Below are 18,311 nucleotides of genomic sequence, written 5' to 3'. Positions count from 1 at the left end.
TGGGGTCCAATGTCCAAAGCCTGGGCAAGGTGCCTACAAGGCCCGGAGGTAGTGATGAAGCTTCGAATTCTTGTGGGAATCGTGGGAATCGTGGGCCTCGGCCTGGCGCTGGGTGCCCATGCCGACAGCCGGGGCGGCGTCTACGTCTACAAGGCCGGCGACCATGGCTATTACGGCGGTGGCTCGCAGGTGCGCTCCTACCAGTACGATCCGCGCAGCCCCTATCCGCAACACCCTCAGTATCAGCGCAACCTGCCGAACCAGCCTGGCTACCGTCCGCCGCAGACCGGTGTCCAGCCCAGGACTGACATCCGCCTGGGGCGCTGGCAGCGCAACGACCAGCGGTTCGACCAGCGCCACCCCCATTACCGCCCGCCGCAGCACGGCTACCGCCCGCCGCAGTACCAGCATCAGCCGCGCGGCTATTATGGCCAGCCGCAGCGGCAGTTCAACGGCTCCTATCGTCGCTGGTAGACCGCCGTCAGGCGAGGTCCGCCAGCGGATGCTCGCCTTCCCAGGTGGGCTGGAAGTGGGCTTGCACCGCGGCGGGCGGCACGCTCGCCGGGTCGGGCCAGTGCCAGCGCGGCTGGTTGTCCTTGTCGATGAGCCGCGCTCTTACCCCTTCGGGGAATTCCGGATGACGGCAGCAGTTCAGGCTCATCGCGTACTCCATGCGCAAGGCTTGAGCGAGCGACAGGTGCCGCGCGCGACGCAATTGTTCCCAGAGCAGATGGCCGGTCAGCGGGCAGCCGTTGCGCAAGGTTTCGGCGGCCCGGCTGAACAGCGGGTCGTTGTCGTCCGCCAGCGCCGTGAGGGCCCGCCAGGCCGTCGGCAGGTCGGCGACATCGAGCAGTTGGTCGATCGTTTCGCGGCGCGGCAGCAACTGCGCCGGCGGCAGTTGCCCGCTGGCGTCCTGCGCCAGAGCCCGTAGCAGGCTGTTGAGCTGGCTGGGCGCCTGGTCGTTCCAGTTCAGCTGGACCAGGCCCTCGATCAGGTTGTTCTGCTGGTCCTGGCGCAGGCAGCGGTCGGCCAGGCCCAGGTCGAGGGCGTCGCGTGCGTTCATCTGGGTGGCGGTCAGCCCAACGAAGGTTCCCAGCTTGCCCGGCAGCCGTTGCAGGAACCAGCTGGCGCCGACGTCCGGATACAGGCCGATGCTGATTTCCGGCATGGCCAGGCGGCTGTCTGGGGTGACGATGCGAATCGAGCAGCCCTGCAGCAGGCCCATGCCGCCGCCCATCACGTAGCCATGGCCCCAGCCGATCACCGGCTTGGGGAAGCGGTGCAGCCGATGATCGAGCCGGTATTCGTCAGCGAAGAAGCGGCTCGCCAGGGCCGGCACTTCCCCGGGCTGGGCCAGGCAGGCCTCGGCCAGCCGCCGGACGTCGCCGCCGGCACAGAAGGCCTTGGTTCCGTTGCCGCGCAGCAGCACGCAGACCAGCGCGGGGTCTTTTTCCCACTGGTCGAGCTGGGCCAGCAGCGCCTCTATCATCGGCAGACTCAAGGCGTTGAGGCTCCTTTCCGAGTCGAGCGTGGCGATGCCGATGCGGGCGCCGTGCAGGGCGGGGCGTTCTTCGAAGATCACGTTCATGGACGGCCTTTCTTGTTGTCGGTGTGGGGCATGGCGGCGTCAGCGGTTGCGCCATTGCGGGTCGCGTTTTTCCAGGAAGGCGTTGACGCCCTCGCGGGTGTCCTCGGCCTCGAAAAGGTCGAGGAAGGCCTCGCGCTCGGCAGCGGCGAAGGTATCCGGGCCGCGGCCTCGAACGCCATTGATCAAGGGCTTGATGGCGCGCACGGCCACCGGGCTCTGCCGCGCCACGCGGGTCGCCAGCAGCAGCGCATGGCCGCGCGCCTCGCCGGCATCGACCAGCTGTTCGACCAGCCCGATGCGCAGCGCGGTCTCGGCGGTGAGGCGCTCGCCGCAGAGGATCATCCGCTTGGCCCAGCCTTCGCCCACCAGCCAGGCGAGCGCCTGGGTTCCGCCGGCACAGGGCAGCAGCCCAACCGAGGCTTCCGGCAGGCCCAGCTCGGCCTGCCGTTCGGCAATGCGCAGATCGCAGGCCAGGGCGCATTCGAGCCCGCCGCCCAAGGCGAAGCCGTTGATCGCCGCGATGGTCACGCCACGAAAGTCGCGCAAGGCCTCGAAGGCTTCGCCGAAGCGGCGGGCCATCTCCCGTGCGCGGTGGCGATCGCCATCGGCGAACAGCTTGAGGTCGGCGCCGGCGCTGAAGAATTTTTCGCCCTGGCCGGTGATGACCAGCGCGTAGATCTCGGGGTCCCGGTCCAGGTGTTCGACCACCTGCCGCAGTCCGATCAGCGATTCACGGTCCCAGGTGTTGGCCGGAGGGTGGTTGATGGTGATCAGAGCGGTGTGGCCGTGCTTCTCCACCGTGAGCTTGTGGGTCAGGTCGAAGACACCGGATTGGTAAGGTTCAATGGCATTGGTCATGCGGTCGATCCCTTTGTCGTCCATTGCTCGTGCGCGGTAGCGTTGAAAGGATTCTAGGAAATGCCGAGCCGCTGGCCTATCGGTCGAAGGTTTCGGCCTGTTGCCGGCCCTGCTCGATGCCTTCGGCCAGGGCTTCTTCGAATTGTCCGTAATGCCGCTCCCGATAGACCCGGACCGGCTGCACGATCTGCCGGTCGCGCACCAGTTCGATGCCGAAGGCCCATAGGGTCTGGCCGAGGCTTTCGTACTCGTAGCCGGTCAGATGCACGATGACGTCCAGGTCGTTGTGCCTGAAACGGTGGCTATGGGGGATCTGATGGTCGCTGCCGGCGGGAATGCCTGCCGGTGCGTCGAAGTACGGGCGCTCGGCGTCGGGCTTGACTGCTTTGCTCATCGTGACACCTCCGATGGTGGATGACCTTTGGGCCGGCGGTTGCGGGTGGTTGTTCCCGAGGCGGCGGCCGGACAAGCGAGCAATTCGTGTCGCGGGGTGAATTTCAGGTCCTGCGCCGGGTCGCAAGAAGGAAGTCCATCAGGAGAGTGCCATGGTTACCGCCACCATCCGGATCGACGTCTGGAGCGATTATGTCTGTCCGGTCTGCTACATACAGCTGCCCGTGATCAAGCAGCTCGCCCATGAGCTGGGGCCGCGCGCATCGCTGGTCTGGCATGCGTTCGAACTGCGCCCCGAACCCGTTCTGGTGCCCGATCCCGACGCCGAGGAACCCGGCGACGACTGGTCCCGGGAGGCGTTTCCGATGGCTTCGCTGCGCCAGATCGTACCGCGCCGGCCCGTCGGCCAGCCGCCGAGCCGCAAGGCATTCGAGATGGCGGCCTTCGCCCGGGAGAGGGGGTGCTTCGATACGGTCCACGAGGCGCTGTTCCGGGCCTATTTCGAAGAGGGACGCGATATCGGCGAGGAGGTGGTCCTGCTCGAGTTGGCCCAGGAGCTGGGCCTCGATACCGACGCGCTGAAGCAGGCCATCGACACCGGTCTGTATCTGGAAGACCTGTTCGCCGACCGGCAACTGGCCGAGACGCTCGACACTTCGGTGTTGCCGGTCATTTGCATCCGGCCGGCCAGCCAGTTGCTGGACGAGGCGATCTGTCTGCGCGGCTCGGTGGAATTCGAAACGCTCAGGCGCGCCGTCGCGCCGATCCTGCAGGCCGCCTGATCGCCCAGGCTCTCTGCACCGAGGGCTGCGGGAGCCGTGCTCCGGCATTATCTTCTTCCCCGTGCGGGCGGATTGACAGTCTGGTCGCGCTTTTCTAGGGTGCGGCAGCCGCCAATCGGGGATTCGGATGACTCAAGACGATCGCATCAAGCTGGAACCGAGCTGGAAAGCCGCCCTGCACGAGGAGTTTCAGCAACCCTACATGCAGCAGCTAAAGGATTTCCTGCGCCGCGAAAAGGCCGCGGGGAAGGTGATCTACCCGCCTGGCCCGCTGATCTTCAATGCCCTCAATTCCACGCCGCTCGACCAGGTGAAGGTGGTGATCCTCGGTCAGGATCCCTATCACGGCCCGGGACAGGCACACGGGCTGTGCTTTTCGGTGCAGCCGGGCGTTGCGCCACCGCCGTCGCTGCAGAACATCTTCAAGGAACTCAAGCGCGACCTGAACCTCGAGGTTCCGACCCATGGCTACCTGCAATCCTGGGCCGATCAGGGCGTGCTGATGCTCAACACCTCGCTGACCGTCGAGCAGGGTAACGCCGGCTCGCATGCCAAGGCCGGGTGGCAGCGATTCACCGATCGGATCATCGAGGTGGTGGTGCAGCAGCGGCCGCACCTGGTGTTCATGCTGTGGGGGGCTCATGCGCAGAGCAAGGCTCCGCTGATCGATCCTACCCGCCACCTGATGCTGAAGTCCGCCCACCCCTCGCCGTTGTCGGCGCACCGGGGCTTTCTGGGGAACGGGCACTTCAGTCGCGCCAATCAGTTTCTCAGGCAGAACGGCCTGACGCCGATCGACTGGAGCTTGCCGGCCGAGGTCTAGAGCGGTGCCGCATCAGGGGCACCGCTCAGGCTGTCTCAGCGCTGGCCGTGCTGGGCCTGAAGCTTGCGAGCATGCTCCAGGTGTTGCTCCAGCGTCGGCAGGGTCTGCTCGGCGAAACGCTTGAGGTCGGCGTTCTCGCCATCCTGGATGTAGTCACGATACAGCTCGATGGTCTGTTCGTGGGCGACCACTTGGTTGTTCGCATAGGCCTGGTCGAAATTTTCGCCATCGCGCAACTGCAGGATCATCGCCTTGGCCCTGTCCATAAGGGTCGCGTTGTCGGACATTTCCAGGTTCTTCTCGCCCGCCAGCTGAGCCAGTTCCTGGTTGGACTTGGTGTGTTCGTCGATCATCTGCTGGGCGAACGTGCGGACGTCTTCGGCTGTGCCTTTTTCCAGCGCGAGCTTGGCGGTTTCGATTTCCGCGAGGCCCTTGGCCGATGCTTCGTCGACGAAGTTGTCGCCGTCGGCGGCGAGCGCCAGATTGGCGGCCATGCCGAACAGCACGGCCATGGTGCCGCTGAAGAATGCTTTTGTTTTAGCGTTCATGTCGTTCTCCTTCCTCTGCTGACGAGACTGCGATGACTGGCCAGGTAGGCCTGGTGGCAGGCAAGCGGATACGGCGAAAGATGCCGTCCATTTTGTGACTGGTGTCACGGGCAGGGGTTCAGGAGGGCCGGCGAACGGTAGGGGAGGGCCGGCGAGCGCCGGCCCCGGAGCTTTACTGCAGCATGCTCATGGCCGCATCCATGGCGGCGGAGAGGTCTTCGTCCTCGTCCATCAGGGAGTTCGGATCGAGGCCCAGCTTGGCGAACGAGGGAATCTGGTTCCAATCCAGCTGGGTGTACGGATGCCCGGTGCCGAGGTAGCTCTGCAGCGTCGCTACCTGAACGATGTCCACGTAGTCGGCCTTGACCGAATCCCGGGCGAAGTCCACGTATTCGCCGGGCACCCTGGCGATCGGGTCGGGGAATTCCCAGGCCCGCAGGATCTTTTCGCCGATGATCGGGTGAATCTTGTCGATCACGTGGTTGAGGCTGATGGAGTCGGACAGCAGCTCGCTGTGCTCCTCGGCATAGGTGAGGATCGGCAGGACGCCGATCTGATGCACCAGTCCGGCCAGGGTCGCCTGGTCCGGCGCCAGTCGTGTGTAGTGGCGGCAGAGCACATGGCAGATCGCGGCGACTTCCGTGCTCTTGTTCCACACCTCGCGCATCTTGCGGTCGACCACATCGGTGGTGGCCTGGAACATCTGCTCCATCGCAAGGCCGGTGGCCAGGTTGCAGGTGTAGTTGATGCCCAGGCGGCTGACCGCCATCTGCAGGTCGTTGATTTCCTTGTTCGAGCGCAGCAAAGGGCTGTTCACGACCTTGATGATGCGCGCCGTCAGGGCCGCGTCGTTGCCGATCACCTTGCACAGGTTGGGAATGCTGATGTTCGGGTCTTCCGCCGCTTCGCGTACCCGCAGGGCCACTTCCGGCAGGGTAGGCAGTACCAGTTCGTCGTTGTCGATCGCCTGGATCAGTTTGAGTTGGACGCTTTCGGCAAGGGTACTCATGTCATTTCCTTGTGAGCCGGTTATGCCTGGCAGGGCATGGGTGAACGCTAGCGCTGGATCTCGCGGTCCGGATCCAGCGTGTAAGGGAGTGGCAGCAGAGTCAGGGGCAGACCGTCCGGCGAACCGAGAAATACCCGACCATCGGCGGCGGCATCTTCCTGCAGTACGGCGAGCAGTTCCACACCATCGGTCGCCTTCGCGGCGAGCACAACCTCGCCGACGCTGGAACTGTGAACGGGTGAATAAAGATCGACGCCGGGCGCGGGCAGATCATGCTCGTCGGGGCTGTCGCTGGCCAGCCGAAACAGACGCCGTTTGAGCTTGCCCAGGTACTGCATGCGGGCCACGATTTCCTGGCCGGTGTAGCAGCCCTTCTTGAAGCTGACGCCGCCCAGCGCCTGCAGGTTGATCATCTGCGGGATGAACAGCTCGCGCGTCGAGCCGAATACCTGGCCGACCCCAGCGCGCACCTGCGCGAGCAGCCAATCGTTCAAGGGCGCGTGGCGAAGCTGTGCGCCGAGCCGGAGCGTCAGCGATTCGGTGTTGTCGGCGCTGGCCCAGAGTTCGCAATCGCCGCCTGGCAGGCGTATGGCGATCAGGTCGTCGAGGCGAGCCACCCGGCCGGGCTCCTGCGGCAGATCCAGCCCCAGGCCCAGCAGGGCGCCATCGCCGCGGTGCAGGCCGAAACGGATCCAGCGCGTGCTCTCGTCGGCGAGGGTGGATTTGGAGAACACCGCGTATTTCTTCAGGTCCGCCAGTTGTGGCTCGAGCAGCTCCTGCGCCATCGCCAGCAGGTAGCCGTCGGCTTCGGCGAGCAGGCGAAAGCTGGAAACCATGCGCCCCTTGGGGGTGCAGCGGGCGCCCAGCGAGGCGTGCTCGGCGTCGATGTAGTTGAGGTTGCAGGTCAGCTGGCCTTGCAGGAATTTGCTGGCATCGACGCCGCGAACGGCCAGGACGCCCTCGTGCGACAGGGCGCAGTAAAAAGCTGTGTCGGTCATGCTCGATCGCCGTGCTGGTGCGGGGTGGCCATCATAGCAGGCCCGCCGCCCAAGATCGCGAGGGGCACCTGCCCGATGGTGCCGCCCGACGGCGCGCCGCTATAATGCCGGCCCGCCTACCCGGAGCTGTCCCATGGTCGACCAAACCGAACTCAATCGCCTGTTCTGGCACAGCCGCCGCGGCATGCTCGAGCTCGATGTGCTGCTGGTGCCCTTCGTCAGGGAGGTCTATGCCGATCTCGATGCCGATGACCAGGCGCGCTACCGCAAGCTGCTCGCCTGCGAGGACCAGGACATGTTCGGCTGGTTCATGGAGCGCGAGGAGCCCGAGGACGAGGATCTCAGGCGCATGGTTCGCATGATTCTCGACCGTGTCCAGCCCAAGTGACCCTTTCGTCTGCCAATGGAAGCCGTCGGCGCGTCTGCTGGCGCTGTACCTCCTTGGGCTGGCACTGGCTTCGCTGACCCTGCTGATCGTCTCCGCGCCGCTGTGGCTCAAGCTGCTCGGGCTGGCCGGCTGCCTCGCGCATGCCGGCTGGACCCTGCCGCGGCAGATCCTGCTGTCCCATCGACAGGCCTGGCGCGCGCTGCGCCATGACGAAGGCGGCTGGCAGCTGTGGAATGAGCGTGCCGGCTGGCAGCGGGTGCAGCTTCGGCGTGACAGCCTGGCGCTGCCGGTCGCCGTCGTCCTGCGTTTTCGGGTGGAGGGGGAGCGCTTCGCCCGTGGGGTCTGCATTCCTCGTGACGCGCTTCCCCTGGATCAGCACCGCAGGCTTCGGCTGCGGTTGAAGTTCAGTCGGCGAAGGTGGGCGGCACCAGAATAGTGTCTACCGCCTCGGGCAGCTGCTCGGGGTAATCGAGGGTGTAGTGCAGGCCCCTGGACTCCTTGCGCGCCATGGCCGAACGGATCATCAGGTCGGCGACCAGCGCCAGGTTGCGCAGCTCGATCAGGTCCCGGCTGACCTTGTAGTTGCTGTAAAACTCACTCTCAAGGAGGCTCAAACCCACTGGAATCAAGGGTTTCAGCCGATGCTCCAGCGAAATGAAGGGCCAACTGTTAGACCACTGTTAGAACTCAGCTCGCTAAGCCGTGGCACTACAGACGCTCCGGTATCTACTACCTTAGGGTCCGCCCGCTGGGCTCTGTGGCATGCTGTACGGTATCGCTCCGCACCAATGACCGATCTACCGCAATGGTTACCAGCAAGCAGCTTCAGGCGGCCCTGAGGGCCTTCCACCTCGACAACCCAGACGCCACTTGGCCGGAGCTAAGGGCGCAGCTCAGGGAGACCGCTGAGGGCCTTTTCTTGCGACTCCTACGGAGTGGGAGGCGCTCGATTCCTTGGGGATGACATACTCGGACCTAAGCGACGACCTGGGGAAGGCCGAAAGAGCCTCTTCACTGACGGTCGCACAGCCTCGAGCGGTCCCGTTGGCTCGTGAGATTGCTCGCGGGGCTGAACGTAGGCTCCAAGGGGACACTGGGCCGCTACTGAGCGTGATAGATAGAATCGATTATTATGCTATCTTTGATAGCAATATTAAGAAACTGAAGATCACGAAGGGGGCGGACAGCTCCCGCGAGGCGCTCTCGCCGGAACAAGTGGCCGAACTGATGGCGAAAGCTCAGCGTGCGGACTCGTGGGTCCGGTGGTCAGTCTCCTTGGCTGCGCTCACAGGCGCTCGCATCGGGGAGCTTCACCAGCTCACGAAGGAGGATGTTCGGCAAGTCGGGGACGTATGGGTCATAGACATCAACAGCCGGGAAGGCAAGACCCTTAAGAATCGCTATTCGGCCCGCTTGGTGCCGCTGGTCGATGGCGCCTACGGTTTTGACCTTGAGGCGTTCCTCCGGTTTGTCGAAGCGGAGACGGCAGGAGCACGGCTGTTCGATCAAGGCTACGGCTATTTCTCCCAGGTAAACAATTCGTTTCTTAGGGAGGCCCTGAGCCTCGAAGCGGACCGGGTGCAATCCTTCCATTCTTTACGCCACTCGATGGCCTCGCGGTTGAAGGCGTGCGGAGTGCCTGTAGGAATTGCCCAGGATATCCTCGGGCATAGCTCGCAATCGATCAGCTATGACCTTTACGGGGGAGATCAGCGGGTTGCCGTGGAGAAGCTGGCAGCGGCTTTAGCGGTGGCCTTTAGGTCAACATCGGACCAAGCTGAAGGCGCAAGCATCGGCCTCACAATCAAGGATGAATAAAACATGTTTCACAATCTCCGCAGAATGTCCCCGTTTACGATTTTCTGGATTCTTTTCTATGTTGCCGCCTGTATTGGCTTGCTTGTGCCTTGGGACATAGGGCAGTGGTTCGCTATGGCCCTGGCGACTCCTTTTTTCCTCGTCACGGCAACGTTATGCATCCTTCTGGCGGGGGCCATCGCGTGGGGCGCTTGGGCGAAGTGCGTTCAACTTCTTAAGCGCAAGGCGCATGAAGGGGCTTGAACATGGCGGGCCTATGGAGCTCCCGAAGACCTGCTAAACCAACGCCAACGCAATGCAATTCACCAAGCAGTCCTTCATGGACATCGAGTTGGACATCCTGGTGGGTCACCCTGAGCACGACATCCTGTTCATCGCTACGCAAGTCGCAAGGGCGGCGGGGCTGAAGGACCCGGCTGGCTCGGTTAACCTGGCCCGCAAGTACCACAAGTGCGGCCACCCTTTGGCGACACTGATCGATAAATCCTCGGTCAGTCTTCCGGGAGACGAGAAGGGCATGGAGCACCGCTTTGTCCATCAGTTCGGGTCTCTATTTCAAGCAGAGACCTTGAAGAAGCCTAAGGGGGTCTATACAAATTGTAGAGGCCCTGGAGAGCCCTAAAGGGGTCCAGAAAACTTCCTGGCTTTGCGTGATGTCTTGGAGGCCTGTCAGGAAATGCCAGACCTTCCGAGCGAAGGAAGTCTTAACGGACAAGTTGTCCGCTATGCGGCATGGGCCACGGCCAAGCACCACGGCCACACGCAGACAAGGCAGATGGGGACATTGGGTGTCCCTGCGGAAATTACAGAGGGACGCGGGAACACCCTAAAGGCAACCTCGTGGATGTTTTCTGAGGCGGCGACCTATCAGATGCTCCTGTGGGGCCACGCTCCGGCCTCCGAGCCATTCCGCAAGTGGGTCACCGAGGAGGTCCTCCCATCCATCCGCAAGACTGGCGCCTACAACGTGAACGAGAGCACCACGGTGGAAGGCCAGCAGTTCGCCGGGGAGCTGACGCGCAGGGCTACAGGACGGCGCTTTGGAACTCTTCGACACTTCGTCCCGAACGACCCGGTGAGCCAGAACCTTATGCTCCCCATGGCTGAGGTGCATGGAGTCGACCGGAGACGGTAAACTGAGACTTCTAACACGGAGGTTTTCAATGCTTACGGCAGGTCCATCTCAGATTCTGAAATCCTTTATATGGGCTTCTTTCGCAGTGCCCGCCCTGGTAGCCATGCGTCTATACGATGAACTGGTATGGGCCTACCCGGGGCGGGCTTCCCCTGCACAAATAGTGGCATCCCTCATCGACGGCACTGTGGTCACATCTACCATGCGAGTCGTTACGGCACTCGTGCTACTGGCCGCATGCTGTTTCCTATGGAGCTGGATGCTTCGCTCAATAGAGGAAGCGGTGCGGAAATTCTCACGGGTTAAAAACCCTCACTAATAGGGGAGACAGGAAGATAAGCCCGCTCGTGCTCAGCCACGCGGCCCTTCCGTTTCCTTCTTGCCAGCTTCACGGCTGGCCCTGCTGACCCTCTTCGGGTCGCCTCTCCGTTCGCTACAGCGCTGCCCTTCGTGGGCATGCCATGGTGAACAGCGGGAGGACAATCGGATCGTCGGCTGGTGTCTCTACCAGCTCGACGGCAAGTCCGAGCCTCAAGCAGACAGGCCGTATCGTGGTGTTCGCTCAGGTGTCGGCGCAAAGCTGACCATTGGACTTGTCCCTGAGCCTTTTCGAGAACTGGGGGCGCTCGAACTGACCATGAGAACACGGGGGGCTTTTACTTAAAGATTCTCTCTGAGATCCAGCAATTGTCTTGTGAAACAAGCAATTAACTCTCTGAGATTAACTTTAGGTCCCAGGTCTCTCCAAGTTAGGACGGGTCTTGGCAGACCACGATCCTGATTCTCTTCGCAACTCTCCGTCACTTAGGACCGCTACAGCTTCGCGGCTGGGTCCATCGTTCACTCGCACACCAAGCCTTTTCGGTCGAACCTTCTTGCTATGTCCCGGTGCCCTGTCGTGGGGCCTTGGTGGTCGGGCTGTGGGCGCGACTGGGAGGTTCGACCAAAGAGGATTCACGACATGATCGACATCAAGCACAAGCACGCCGGGCACCTCATCACAATCGAGGGGCACCCGTTCAAGGCCAACGATGCGGGCCAATGGGACCTGACAGAAATCTGGCAGACGCTCAGGTTGCCGAAGGGCAAGCAGCCGAAACGATTCGTAGAACGCAAAGAGGCTCAGCGCTTAGAACAGGCCGGAAAAATCGGCTCGTTAAATCGTGGCCGAGCTGGCTCCCAGACGCTCGCAGCGAAGCAGGCAGTCATCCGTTACGCTGCCTGGGTGTCGCCCGAATTTGAAGATATGGTCTTCGACGCCTTCGAGGCGATCCTTGACTTGCCCGAGGTCATGGCCGCTGTGGCTGACCAAATGCGGACGATGGGATACCGCCATAGCGCCGCCTTGCTGGAGCGCGAAAAGGACATCCGTAGGGAAGCACTCCGAGCCTTGAAGAAGGGACCCAGACCACTCTTGACGACTGAGCAGAAGGAGCGCCAACGGTATGCCCGCATGGCGCGCTCTGAGGCCGATAAGACGCGTCGGGCTGGCCGTGAGTACGTTTAGCTAAGCCGCGCGCGGCAAACCAGTATGTGCGTATTAGGAAGCTCCAAGACCATTAGGGACTCGGGGCTTTCTTTTCGCTTCGTTAGCTTGCTAATGGATTGGCCGCGTCGTCAGTTCGTCGCTAAAAGGGCCTCTCGATGAACCCAACAAAAATTTCTGTGAACCCTTATCAATAAGAAACCCAGCGCCATTCCCCCGTGCCGGCCCTCGGGTTCCCTGACTGCGCATCTACTTTTCCGCGCGCGCCGTTAGAAAAGTGTTCGAGGTCTGTTAGAAAAGTGCTAACGTCTTGCGCTTAAACCGGCCTCCAAGAGGGCGGCGTAAGGATCGTGTCCACCGCCTCGGGCAGCTGCTCGGGGTAATCGAGGGTGTAGTGCAGGCCCCTGGACTCCTTGCGCGCCATGGCCGAACGGATCATCAGGTCGGCGACCAGCGCCAGGTTGCGCAGCTCGATCAGGTCCCGGCTGACCTTGTAGTTGCTGTAGAACTCGTCGATCTCGCTGAGCAGCAGCCGCACCCTGTGCTGGGCGCGCTGCAGGCGCTTGCTGGTGCGGACGATTCCGACGTAGTCCCACATGAACCGCCGCAGCTCGTCCCAGTTGTGGGCGATGATCACGTCTTCGTCCGAATCGGTCACCTGGCTCGCGTCCCAGGCCGGCAGGTCGGCGGGATCGGCCACCGCTGTGTGCTCGCGCAGGATGTCGTCGGCCGCCGAGCGAGCGTAGACGAAGCATTCGAGCAAGGAATTGCTGGCCATCCGGTTGGCGCCGTGCAGTCCGGTGAAGCTGGTTTCGCCAATGGCATACAGGCCGGGCACGTCGGTGCGACCCTGGCTGTCGACGAGCACGCCGCCGCAGGTGTAGTGCGCAGCCGGGACCACCGGTATCGGTTGCTGCGTGATATCGATGCCGAATTCGAGGCAGCGCTCGTAGACGGTGGGAAAGTGCGACTTCACGAACTCGGCGGGCTTGTGGCTGATGTCCAGGTAGACGCAGTCGATGCCCAGGCGCTTCATTTCATGGTCGATGGCGCGCGCGACGATGTCGCGGGGCGCGAGCTCGGCGCGGGGGTCGAAGCGGGCCATGAAGCGTTCACCGTCGGGCAGCTTCAGCAGGGCGCCCTCGCCGCGCAGCGCCTCGGTGATCAGGAAGCTCTTGGCCTGGGGGTGATACAGGCAGGTCGGATGAAACTGGTTGAATTCCAGATTGCCTACCCGGCAGCCGGCCCGCCAGGCCATGGCGATCCCGTCGCCGCAGGCGCCGTCGGGGTTGCTGGTATAGAGGTAGACCTTCGCCGCCCCGCCGGAGGCCAGGACCACGAAGCGCGCCTGATGGGTGTCGACCGCGCCCGTCTCGCGGTTGAGGACATAGGCGCCGAGGCAGCGGCGACCGGGGCGGCCGAGCTTTTTCTCGGTGATCAGGTCCACCGCGACGCGCTGCTGTAGCAGCTCGATGTTCGGCTTTTGCCGCGCCTTGCCGAGCAGCGTGTCGAAGATGGCGGCGCCGGTGGCGTCGGCGGCATGGATGATCCGCCGGTGGCTGTGTCCGCCTTCGCGTGTGAGGTGGAATTCGAAGCCGCCGTCTTCCAGGGCGGCGCTGTCGTCGCGGGTGAAGGGCACGCCCTGTTCGATCAGCCAGCCGATCGCCTCCCGGCTGTGTTCGACGGTGAAGCGTACGGCCTCCTCACGGCACAGCCCTGCGCCCGCATTCAGCGTGTCGGCTACATGGGAGTCGACCGTGTCGCGGGTGTCTAGCACGGCGGCCACGCCCCCCTGGGCCCAATAGGTCGAGCCGTTGGCCAGATCGCCCTTGCTGATCACCGCGATGCTCATGTCGTCGGGCAGGTTGAGGGCCAGTGTCAGGCCGGCCGCCCCGCTGCCTATGACCAGGACGTCGTGCTGGAAGAGTTGGCTCATGTCGGATCCCTGAAAGCGAGCGGGCGAGTATATCGGGGGGAGCAGGGTGCAAGAATAGGGAGGCTGACTGGCGCGCGGTTTGCCTTGACGGTGCGCGACGTCATATTCTGCGCAGCCAACCGGGCCACCGGTTTGCCTGCATGGAACTTTCCCGGCACATGCGGCTCAATAGAAAGTTATATAAGCATCCTGGCTCCTATTCCAAGATAGGCGGTCAGGATGCGCTATGGGGTGTCCTTGCAGATGGCCCGTGCGCCGCACCGGCGCATTCTTATTTTTGTGTAAGCGATACCGTTGATCGCTTCGCATGACAGCTTGCTAGGAGGGGAGAACTTTTGCGTAAAGCCCGGGTCTATTCTGGCAGGTCGGTTCGCTGGTTCAAGCGACACCCCTTCGATCTTTCCAAGGAGTGTTCATGCTAACCCAGGAGCAGGACCAGCAACTGGTCGAACGTGTGCAGCGTGGGGATAAGCGGGCTTTTGATCTGCTGGTGATGAAATACCAGCACAAGATTCTGGGGCTGATCGTGCGGTTCGTGCATGATTCCCATGAAGCCCAGGATGTAGCCCAGGAGGCGTTCATCAAGGCCTACCGCGCACTTGCGAATTTTCGTGGTGACAGCGCGTTCTACACATGGCTGTACCGCATCGCCATCAATACGGCGAAGAATCATCTGGTGGCCCGCGGCAGACGTCCGCCGGACAACGATGTAAGTTCCGAGGATGCCGAGTTCTACGAAGGCGATCATGCCCTCAAGGATATCGAGTCGCCGGAACGATCCTTGCTCAGGGATGAGATCGAAGGCACCGTCCATCGAACCATCCAGCAATTGCCAGAAGATTTGCGCACTGCTCTAACATTGCGCGAATTCGATGGTCTTAGTTATGAAGACATTGCAAGCGTGATGCAGTGTCCGGTGGGGACCGTACGCTCCCGGATCTTCCGGGCGCGGGAAGCCATCGATAAAGCATTGCAACCCTTGTTGCATGAGTCCTGAGACAGCGGCGACAGCCAAGAGAGGAACCGCCATGAGTCGTGAAGCCCTGCATGAATCGCTGTCCGCGGTGATGGATAACGAAGCGGACGAGTTGGAAATACGTCGTGTGCTCGCCGCCAGTGGCGAAGACGAAATGCGATCCACCTGGTCGCGCTATCAAGTTGCCCGTGCCGCACTGCACAAGGAACTGATCGATCCACGTCTGGACATCGCCGCGGCCGTATCCGCCGCGATCGCCGACGAGGCTGCCCCGGCAGTCAAGGCCCGTCGCTCGCCATGGCGCAGCATGGGTCGCCTGGCGGTCGCTGCTTCGGTTACCGTAGCGGTCCTGGCCGGTGTCCGTCTGTACAACCAGGATGACATTTCAGGTCAGCAACTGGCACAACCGGCACCTGCGCCGGTCATTTCGGTGCCCCAGGCGAGCCAGGCTCAAGGTCCGGCCGTACTGGCTGGTTACAGCGAAGGTCAGAGCGAAGCGGGCGCTGCACAAGCGGCTCCTGCCCAAGGCTGGCACGAGCAGCGTCTGCCGTCGTTCGTGCGCCAGCACGCGCAGCAGGCCGCTTTCAGCGGTGGGTCGGACAGTGCCCTTCCGTTCGCTCGCGCCGCTAGCATGGAAGAGCGCTAAACGCTAGGGAGAAACATGCGCGTCATACCGCTGTATGTGGTGCTCGGGGGCTGGCTATCGATGCCGGCCCTTGCTGCTGATGCTGACGAGTGGATGAGCCGTCTGGCCAAGACCGAGCACACTCAAAGCTATTCCGGAATCTTCGTCTACGAGCGCAACGGCGCTTTCTCCAGCCATGCCGTGTGGCAGGGTGTGGAGGGCGACGTCGTGCGCGAGCGGATGCTGCAGCTCGATGGCCCGGCGTCCGAGGTCGTTCGTGTGAATGGCGAACTCAAGTGCCTGAGCACCGAACTGGCCGGGCAGTTTTCCGGCGGCAAGGCGTGGCATGAACAAAGCTTCGATACCCATGCGTTGTCCGAATGGTATGAATTCCGTGTGATCGGCGATTCGCGTGTCGCCGGCCGCGAGGCGGTCGCGCTGGCCATCCTGCCGCGCGATCAGCATCGCTACGGATTCGAACTCCACCTCGATCGCGAAACCGCGCTGCCCTTGAAGTCCCTGCTCCTGAGCGAGCGGGGGCAACTGCTCGAGCGCTTCCAGTTCGCTCATCTCGATACCGGCGATGTTTCCGAGCGCGACCTCGCGCCTTCGGCGGCATGCACGGCGGTGGCGCCCGGGACCGAAGTGGGGAAGCCGCTGGAAACCGGCTGGCGCTCGGATTGGTTGCCGGCGGGTTTTCGCCTGACCAAGGCCGACGTGCGACCCAGCCCCGCGTCGGACGAGCCGGTTTCCTGGCTGGCCTACAGCGATGGCCTGGCCAGCTTTTCGGTGTTCATCGAGCCGCTCAAGGGTGAAATCGTCGAAGACGCCCGCAGCCAGATGGGCCCGACCGTCGCGGTATCCAAGCGCATCACCGCCGCCGAAGGCGATGTCATGGTGACTGTCGTGGGCGAAATTCCGCCAGGGACCGCCGAGCGTGTAGCCCTCTCGATGAGGGCAGGTGCCGCCCAGGCGCAGCGATGATCGAAGAGCGGGGCCGGGTGGTGGCGGTCGAGACCGACGGGGTTTGGGTCGAGACGCTGCAGAAAACCACCTGCTCGGGCTGCTCCGTTCGAAGCGGTTGCGGGCAGGGGCTGATGGATCGCCTGGGTGTGCGCGAACGCCGTCATCGCGTGTTCGCTGCCTCGGATCTGGTTCTTGGCGTTGGTGATCAGGTCACGGTCGGGGTTCCCGAAGCCGCTCTGCTCCGGGGTGCCGTAACGGTGTATCTCGTTCCCTTGCTGGCGCTGTTCGCGTCGGCTTTCCTGTTTTCCTGTCTTTCGTTTGGCGAGCCCGTGGTGATTCTCGGCGGGTTGAGCGGCTTTGCGCTGGCCTGGTTGTGGGTCTGGAGGCGCAATCTTCGCGCGGGAGATGAGGTTTCGTTGCGGCCTGTCGTGCTGCGCGCGATGCTCGTCGACCCGCAGGGGGCGTCTTAATCCGTTGTCGTGGGGAAATGCTTAGCATGTTGAATCGCACGCGTGTCGCCTATCTGACCGGCCTCGTATTGCTGGGGCAGGCCCTGCTGGTACGGGCAGCGCTTCCGGATTTCACCCCCTTGGTCGAGCGAGCTTCGCCGGCCGTCGTCAATATCAGTGCGCGGCAGGCGGCCGGGGCGTCCCCCGTTCCCGAGTTGGAGGGGCTGCCTCCGTTCTTTCGCGAGTTCTTCGAGCGCAGTATTCCGCCGAACCCGGGCCAGCCGAACCGGGGACGTCAGCGGGAAGCCCAATCGCTGGGCTCGGGCTTCATCATCTCCAGCGATGGCTATGTGCTGACCAATAACCACGTGGTTGCCGATGCGTCCGAAATCATGGTGCGCATGACCGATCGCCGCGAGCTGGCCGCCAAGCTGGTCGGCGCCGATCCGCGCGCCGACATCGCCTTGCTCAAGGTCGAGGGCAAGGACCTGCCGGCTGTCACGCTGGGCAAATCCAGCGCGCTGAAGGCCGGTGAGTGGGTGCTGGCGATCGGCTCACCGTTCGGCTTCGATCGCTCCGTCACCGCAGGTGTGGTGAGTGCGACCGGCCGCAGTCTTTCGGCTGAAAGCTATGTGCCGTTCATTCAGACCGACGTGGCGATCAATCCGGGCAACTCTGGCGGTCCGCTGTTCAACCTGGATGGCGAAGTGGTCGGGATCAATTCGCAGATATTCACCCGCTCCGGTGGCTTCATGGGGCTGTCGTTCGCCATTCCGATCGACGTCGCGATGGACGTGGCCGACCAGTTGCGCACCGAAGGCAAGGTCAGTCGCGGATGGCTCGGCGTCGGCATCCAGGAAGTGAACCGGGAGCTGGCCGAATCGTTCGGGCTCGAACGCCCGGCCGGCGCGCTGGTCGCGCAGGTGCTGGAGCGCGGTCCCGCCGCCCGGGGCGGGGTTCGCGTCGGTGACGTGATCCTGACCGTCAACGGGCAGCCCATCGGCATGGCCGCCGACCTGCCTCATCGGATCGGGGCCCTGCGTCCCGGCGAGCTGGCCCGGTTGGAGGTGGCCCGCGATGGTGGCCGCACGACGCTGGAGATGGCCGTCGGCACCCTGCCGGAGCAGGGGCGGGAGATGGAAGCCGGGAGGGCGCCGGAGGCGGCGGCCGAGCAGAGCAGCAACCGGCTGGGGGTCCGAGTCACCGAGCTCGCTGCCGAGCAGAAGCAAGGGCTCGATCTGCAAGGCGGCGTGGTGATCAGCGAAATCCTCAACGGCCCGGCCGCCATGATCGGCCTGCGTCCGGGGGATGTGATCACCCACCTGAACAACGAGGCGATCGACTCGGTCCGTACCTTCGCCCAGGTGGCCGAGCAGCTGCCGAAGCATCGGTCGGTTTCGATGCGGGTGCTGCGTCAGGGGCGGGCGAGCTTCATCACCTTCAAGCTCACCGACTGATGCGTGGGCTGTGCCAGGCACAGCGGATGTGGGGCATGACTGCGTGCTCCACGTCAGGCTTCGATCCGGCCAGCGT

Annotated in this window: 22 protein-coding genes and 1 pseudogene; 15 read left to right on the top strand and 8 right to left on the bottom strand. The window is 63.3% G+C overall.

Annotated features, from left to right (window positions below; genetic code table 11):
* Positions 1–54 precede the first annotated feature (54 nt).
* Complete coding sequence (locus DN824_RS09680) at positions 55–474, top strand: hypothetical protein (protein ID WP_138408195.1); 420 nt, start codon at positions 55–57, stop codon at positions 472–474.
* Positions 475–481: 7 nt separating this feature from the next.
* On the opposite strand, the gene DN824_RS09675 is transcribed toward DN824_RS09680, so the two are convergent.
* From DN824_RS09675 to DN824_RS09665, 3 genes are all read right to left on the bottom strand, one after another.
* On the bottom strand, positions 482–1,588 hold the full coding sequence (locus DN824_RS09675; RefSeq protein WP_138408194.1) for an enoyl-CoA hydratase/isomerase family protein: 1,107 nt from the start codon (positions 1,586–1,588) through the stop codon (positions 482–484).
* A gap of 39 nt (positions 1,589–1,627) precedes the next feature.
* Positions 1,628–2,446: an enoyl-CoA hydratase gene (locus DN824_RS09670; protein ID WP_138408193.1), complete on the bottom strand. Its 819-nt coding sequence runs from the start codon at positions 2,444–2,446 to the stop codon at positions 1,628–1,630.
* Between the two features lie 76 nt (positions 2,447–2,522).
* Positions 2,523–2,840 (bottom strand): hypothetical protein, encoded by a 318-nt coding sequence (locus tag DN824_RS09665; protein WP_138408192.1) that lies wholly within the window; start codon positions 2,838–2,840, stop codon positions 2,523–2,525.
* A gap of 151 nt (positions 2,841–2,991) precedes the next feature.
* Here DN824_RS09665 and DN824_RS09660 point away from each other — a divergent pair, with 151 nt between their 5' ends.
* Positions 2,992–3,621 (top strand): DsbA family oxidoreductase, encoded by a 630-nt coding sequence (locus DN824_RS09660; RefSeq protein ID WP_138408191.1) that lies wholly within the window; start codon positions 2,992–2,994, stop codon positions 3,619–3,621.
* A gap of 127 nt (positions 3,622–3,748) precedes the next feature.
* Entirely contained in the window at positions 3,749–4,444 is a 696-nt protein-coding gene (gene ung, locus DN824_RS09655; RefSeq protein WP_138408190.1) for a uracil-DNA glycosylase, read from the top strand.
* Between the two features lie 35 nt (positions 4,445–4,479).
* On the opposite strand, the gene DN824_RS09650 is transcribed toward ung, so the two are convergent.
* The 3 genes from DN824_RS09650 to ygfZ all read right to left on the bottom strand — a co-directional run bounded on the left by DN824_RS09650 (position 4,480) and on the right by ygfZ (position 6,999).
* On the bottom strand, positions 4,480–4,992 hold the full coding sequence (locus tag DN824_RS09650) for a DUF4142 domain-containing protein (protein WP_138408189.1): 513 nt from the start codon (positions 4,990–4,992) through the stop codon (positions 4,480–4,482).
* Between the two features lie 172 nt (positions 4,993–5,164).
* Positions 5,165–6,001, bottom strand: coding sequence for an HDOD domain-containing protein (locus DN824_RS09645; RefSeq protein ID WP_138408188.1), 837 nt, complete (start codon positions 5,999–6,001; stop codon positions 5,165–5,167).
* Between the two features lie 47 nt (positions 6,002–6,048).
* A complete protein-coding gene (gene ygfZ, locus DN824_RS09640; RefSeq protein ID WP_138408187.1) occupies positions 6,049–6,999 on the bottom strand; it encodes a CAF17-like 4Fe-4S cluster assembly/insertion protein YgfZ in 951 nt (316 codons plus the stop codon).
* Between the two features lie 133 nt (positions 7,000–7,132).
* On the opposite strand from ygfZ, the gene DN824_RS09635 reads away from it, so the two are divergent.
* Together DN824_RS09635 and DN824_RS09630 are read left to right on the top strand one after the other, a co-directional pair.
* Entirely contained in the window at positions 7,133–7,387 is a 255-nt protein-coding gene (locus DN824_RS09635) for an FAD assembly factor SdhE (RefSeq protein WP_138408186.1), read from the top strand.
* The gene (locus DN824_RS09630) at positions 7,371–7,823 is read left to right on the top strand and encodes a protein YgfX (protein WP_138408185.1); all 453 of its coding nucleotides are present in this window, start codon (positions 7,371–7,373) and stop codon (positions 7,821–7,823) included. Before DN824_RS09635 ends, DN824_RS09630 begins: the two co-directional genes overlap by 17 nt.
* Here the strand turns inward: DN824_RS09630 and DN824_RS09625 are convergent.
* Positions 7,792–8,007, bottom strand: a pseudogene (locus DN824_RS09625) (hypothetical protein); the annotation flags it as partial. The gene DN824_RS09630 and the pseudogene DN824_RS09625 overlap by 32 nt on opposite strands.
* A gap of 490 nt (positions 8,008–8,497) precedes the next feature.
* Between DN824_RS09625 and DN824_RS09620 the strand changes: the two are divergent.
* From DN824_RS09620 to DN824_RS09605, 5 genes are all read left to right on the top strand, one after another.
* Positions 8,498–9,205 (top strand): tyrosine-type recombinase/integrase, encoded by a 708-nt coding sequence (locus tag DN824_RS09620; RefSeq protein WP_241666685.1) that lies wholly within the window; start codon positions 8,498–8,500, stop codon positions 9,203–9,205.
* 3 nt (positions 9,206–9,208) lie between these two features.
* A complete protein-coding gene (locus DN824_RS22470) occupies positions 9,209–9,448 on the top strand; it encodes a hypothetical protein (protein ID WP_158295377.1) in 240 nt (79 codons plus the stop codon).
* Positions 9,449–9,524: 76 nt separating this feature from the next.
* Positions 9,525–9,827 carry a hypothetical protein gene (locus tag DN824_RS09615; protein ID WP_138408183.1) on the top strand — a complete coding sequence of 101 codons (303 nt, stop codon included), beginning with the start codon at positions 9,525–9,527 and terminating at the stop codon, positions 9,825–9,827.
* Between the two features lie 54 nt (positions 9,828–9,881).
* Entirely contained in the window at positions 9,882–10,340 is a 459-nt protein-coding gene (locus tag DN824_RS22880; RefSeq protein ID WP_138408182.1) for a BRO family protein, read from the top strand.
* Between the two features lie 961 nt (positions 10,341–11,301).
* Positions 11,302–11,847 carry a hypothetical protein gene (locus tag DN824_RS09605; RefSeq protein WP_138408181.1) on the top strand — a complete coding sequence of 182 codons (546 nt, stop codon included), beginning with the start codon at positions 11,302–11,304 and terminating at the stop codon, positions 11,845–11,847.
* A gap of 295 nt (positions 11,848–12,142) precedes the next feature.
* Here the strand turns inward: DN824_RS09605 and nadB are convergent, their stop codons facing one another.
* Positions 12,143–13,762: an L-aspartate oxidase gene (gene nadB, locus DN824_RS09600; RefSeq protein WP_138408180.1), complete on the bottom strand. Its 1,620-nt coding sequence runs from the start codon at positions 13,760–13,762 to the stop codon at positions 12,143–12,145.
* A 415-nt stretch (positions 13,763–14,177) separates the two neighbouring features.
* On the opposite strand from nadB, the gene rpoE reads away from it, so the two are divergent.
* From rpoE to DN824_RS09575, 5 genes are read left to right on the top strand one after another with little or no spacing between them, the layout of a single operon-like run.
* Entirely contained in the window at positions 14,178–14,759 is a 582-nt protein-coding gene (gene rpoE / locus DN824_RS09595) for an RNA polymerase sigma factor RpoE/AlgU (protein ID WP_138408179.1), read from the top strand.
* Between the two features lie 31 nt (positions 14,760–14,790).
* Positions 14,791–15,384, top strand: a complete 594-nt coding sequence (locus tag DN824_RS09590; protein WP_138408178.1) for an RseA family anti-sigma factor — start codon at positions 14,791–14,793, stop codon at positions 15,382–15,384.
* Positions 15,385–15,399: 15 nt separating this feature from the next.
* Positions 15,400–16,347, top strand: coding sequence for a MucB/RseB C-terminal domain-containing protein (locus DN824_RS09585; RefSeq protein ID WP_138408177.1), 948 nt, complete (start codon positions 15,400–15,402; stop codon positions 16,345–16,347).
* Positions 16,344–16,799, top strand: a complete 456-nt coding sequence (locus DN824_RS09580; protein WP_138408176.1) for a SoxR reducing system RseC family protein — start codon at positions 16,344–16,346, stop codon at positions 16,797–16,799. The genes DN824_RS09585 and DN824_RS09580 overlap by 4 nt, the downstream gene beginning before the upstream one ends.
* A 26-nt stretch (positions 16,800–16,825) precedes the next feature.
* Positions 16,826–18,235, top strand: a complete 1,410-nt coding sequence (locus DN824_RS09575; protein ID WP_138408174.1) for a DegQ family serine endoprotease — start codon at positions 16,826–16,828, stop codon at positions 18,233–18,235.
* The last annotated feature ends 76 nt before the right edge of the window (positions 18,236–18,311 follow it).

It is taken from the genome of Stutzerimonas nosocomialis (assembly GCF_005876855.1).
Classification (GTDB): domain Bacteria; phylum Pseudomonadota; class Gammaproteobacteria; order Pseudomonadales; family Pseudomonadaceae; genus Stutzerimonas; species Stutzerimonas nosocomialis.
The sequence above is the reverse complement of the archived record's forward strand: the minus strand, read 5'-3'. Positions and strand labels throughout refer to the sequence as shown.

Excerpts from the sequence above, each read along its gene's own strand:
- DN824_RS09680 (WP_138408195.1), top strand. The coding sequence starts at position 55 with ATGAAGCTTCGAATTCTTGTGGGAATCGTGGGAATCGTGGGCCTCGGC.
- DN824_RS09675 (WP_138408194.1), bottom strand. The coding sequence starts at position 1,588 with ATGAACGTGATCTTCGAAGAACGCCCCGCCCTGCACGGCGCCCGCATC.
- DN824_RS09670 (WP_138408193.1), bottom strand. The coding sequence starts at position 2,446 with ATGACCAATGCCATTGAACCTTACCAATCCGGTGTCTTCGACCTGACC.
- DN824_RS09665 (WP_138408192.1), bottom strand. The coding sequence starts at position 2,840 with ATGAGCAAAGCAGTCAAGCCCGACGCCGAGCGCCCGTACTTCGACGCA.
- DN824_RS09660 (WP_138408191.1), top strand. The coding sequence starts at position 2,992 with ATGGTTACCGCCACCATCCGGATCGACGTCTGGAGCGATTATGTCTGT.
- ung (WP_138408190.1), top strand. The coding sequence starts at position 3,749 with ATGACTCAAGACGATCGCATCAAGCTGGAACCGAGCTGGAAAGCCGCC.
- DN824_RS09650 (WP_138408189.1), bottom strand. The coding sequence starts at position 4,992 with ATGAACGCTAAAACAAAAGCATTCTTCAGCGGCACCATGGCCGTGCTG.
- DN824_RS09645 (WP_138408188.1), bottom strand. The coding sequence starts at position 6,001 with ATGAGTACCCTTGCCGAAAGCGTCCAACTCAAACTGATCCAGGCGATC.
- ygfZ (WP_138408187.1), bottom strand. The coding sequence starts at position 6,999 with ATGACCGACACAGCTTTTTACTGCGCCCTGTCGCACGAGGGCGTCCTG.
- DN824_RS09635 (WP_138408186.1), top strand. The coding sequence starts at position 7,133 with ATGGTCGACCAAACCGAACTCAATCGCCTGTTCTGGCACAGCCGCCGC.
- DN824_RS22470 (WP_158295377.1), top strand. The coding sequence starts at position 9,209 with ATGTTTCACAATCTCCGCAGAATGTCCCCGTTTACGATTTTCTGGATT.
- DN824_RS09615 (WP_138408183.1), top strand. The coding sequence starts at position 9,525 with ATGGACATCGAGTTGGACATCCTGGTGGGTCACCCTGAGCACGACATC.
- DN824_RS22880 (WP_138408182.1), top strand. The coding sequence starts at position 9,882 with ATGCCAGACCTTCCGAGCGAAGGAAGTCTTAACGGACAAGTTGTCCGC.
- DN824_RS09605 (WP_138408181.1), top strand. The coding sequence starts at position 11,302 with ATGATCGACATCAAGCACAAGCACGCCGGGCACCTCATCACAATCGAG.
- nadB (WP_138408180.1), bottom strand. The coding sequence starts at position 13,762 with ATGAGCCAACTCTTCCAGCACGACGTCCTGGTCATAGGCAGCGGGGCG.
- rpoE (WP_138408179.1), top strand. The coding sequence starts at position 14,178 with ATGCTAACCCAGGAGCAGGACCAGCAACTGGTCGAACGTGTGCAGCGT.
- DN824_RS09590 (WP_138408178.1), top strand. The coding sequence starts at position 14,791 with ATGAGTCGTGAAGCCCTGCATGAATCGCTGTCCGCGGTGATGGATAAC.
- DN824_RS09585 (WP_138408177.1), top strand. The coding sequence starts at position 15,400 with ATGCGCGTCATACCGCTGTATGTGGTGCTCGGGGGCTGGCTATCGATG.
- DN824_RS09580 (WP_138408176.1), top strand. The coding sequence starts at position 16,344 with ATGATCGAAGAGCGGGGCCGGGTGGTGGCGGTCGAGACCGACGGGGTT.
- DN824_RS09575 (WP_138408174.1), top strand. The coding sequence starts at position 16,826 with ATGTTGAATCGCACGCGTGTCGCCTATCTGACCGGCCTCGTATTGCTG.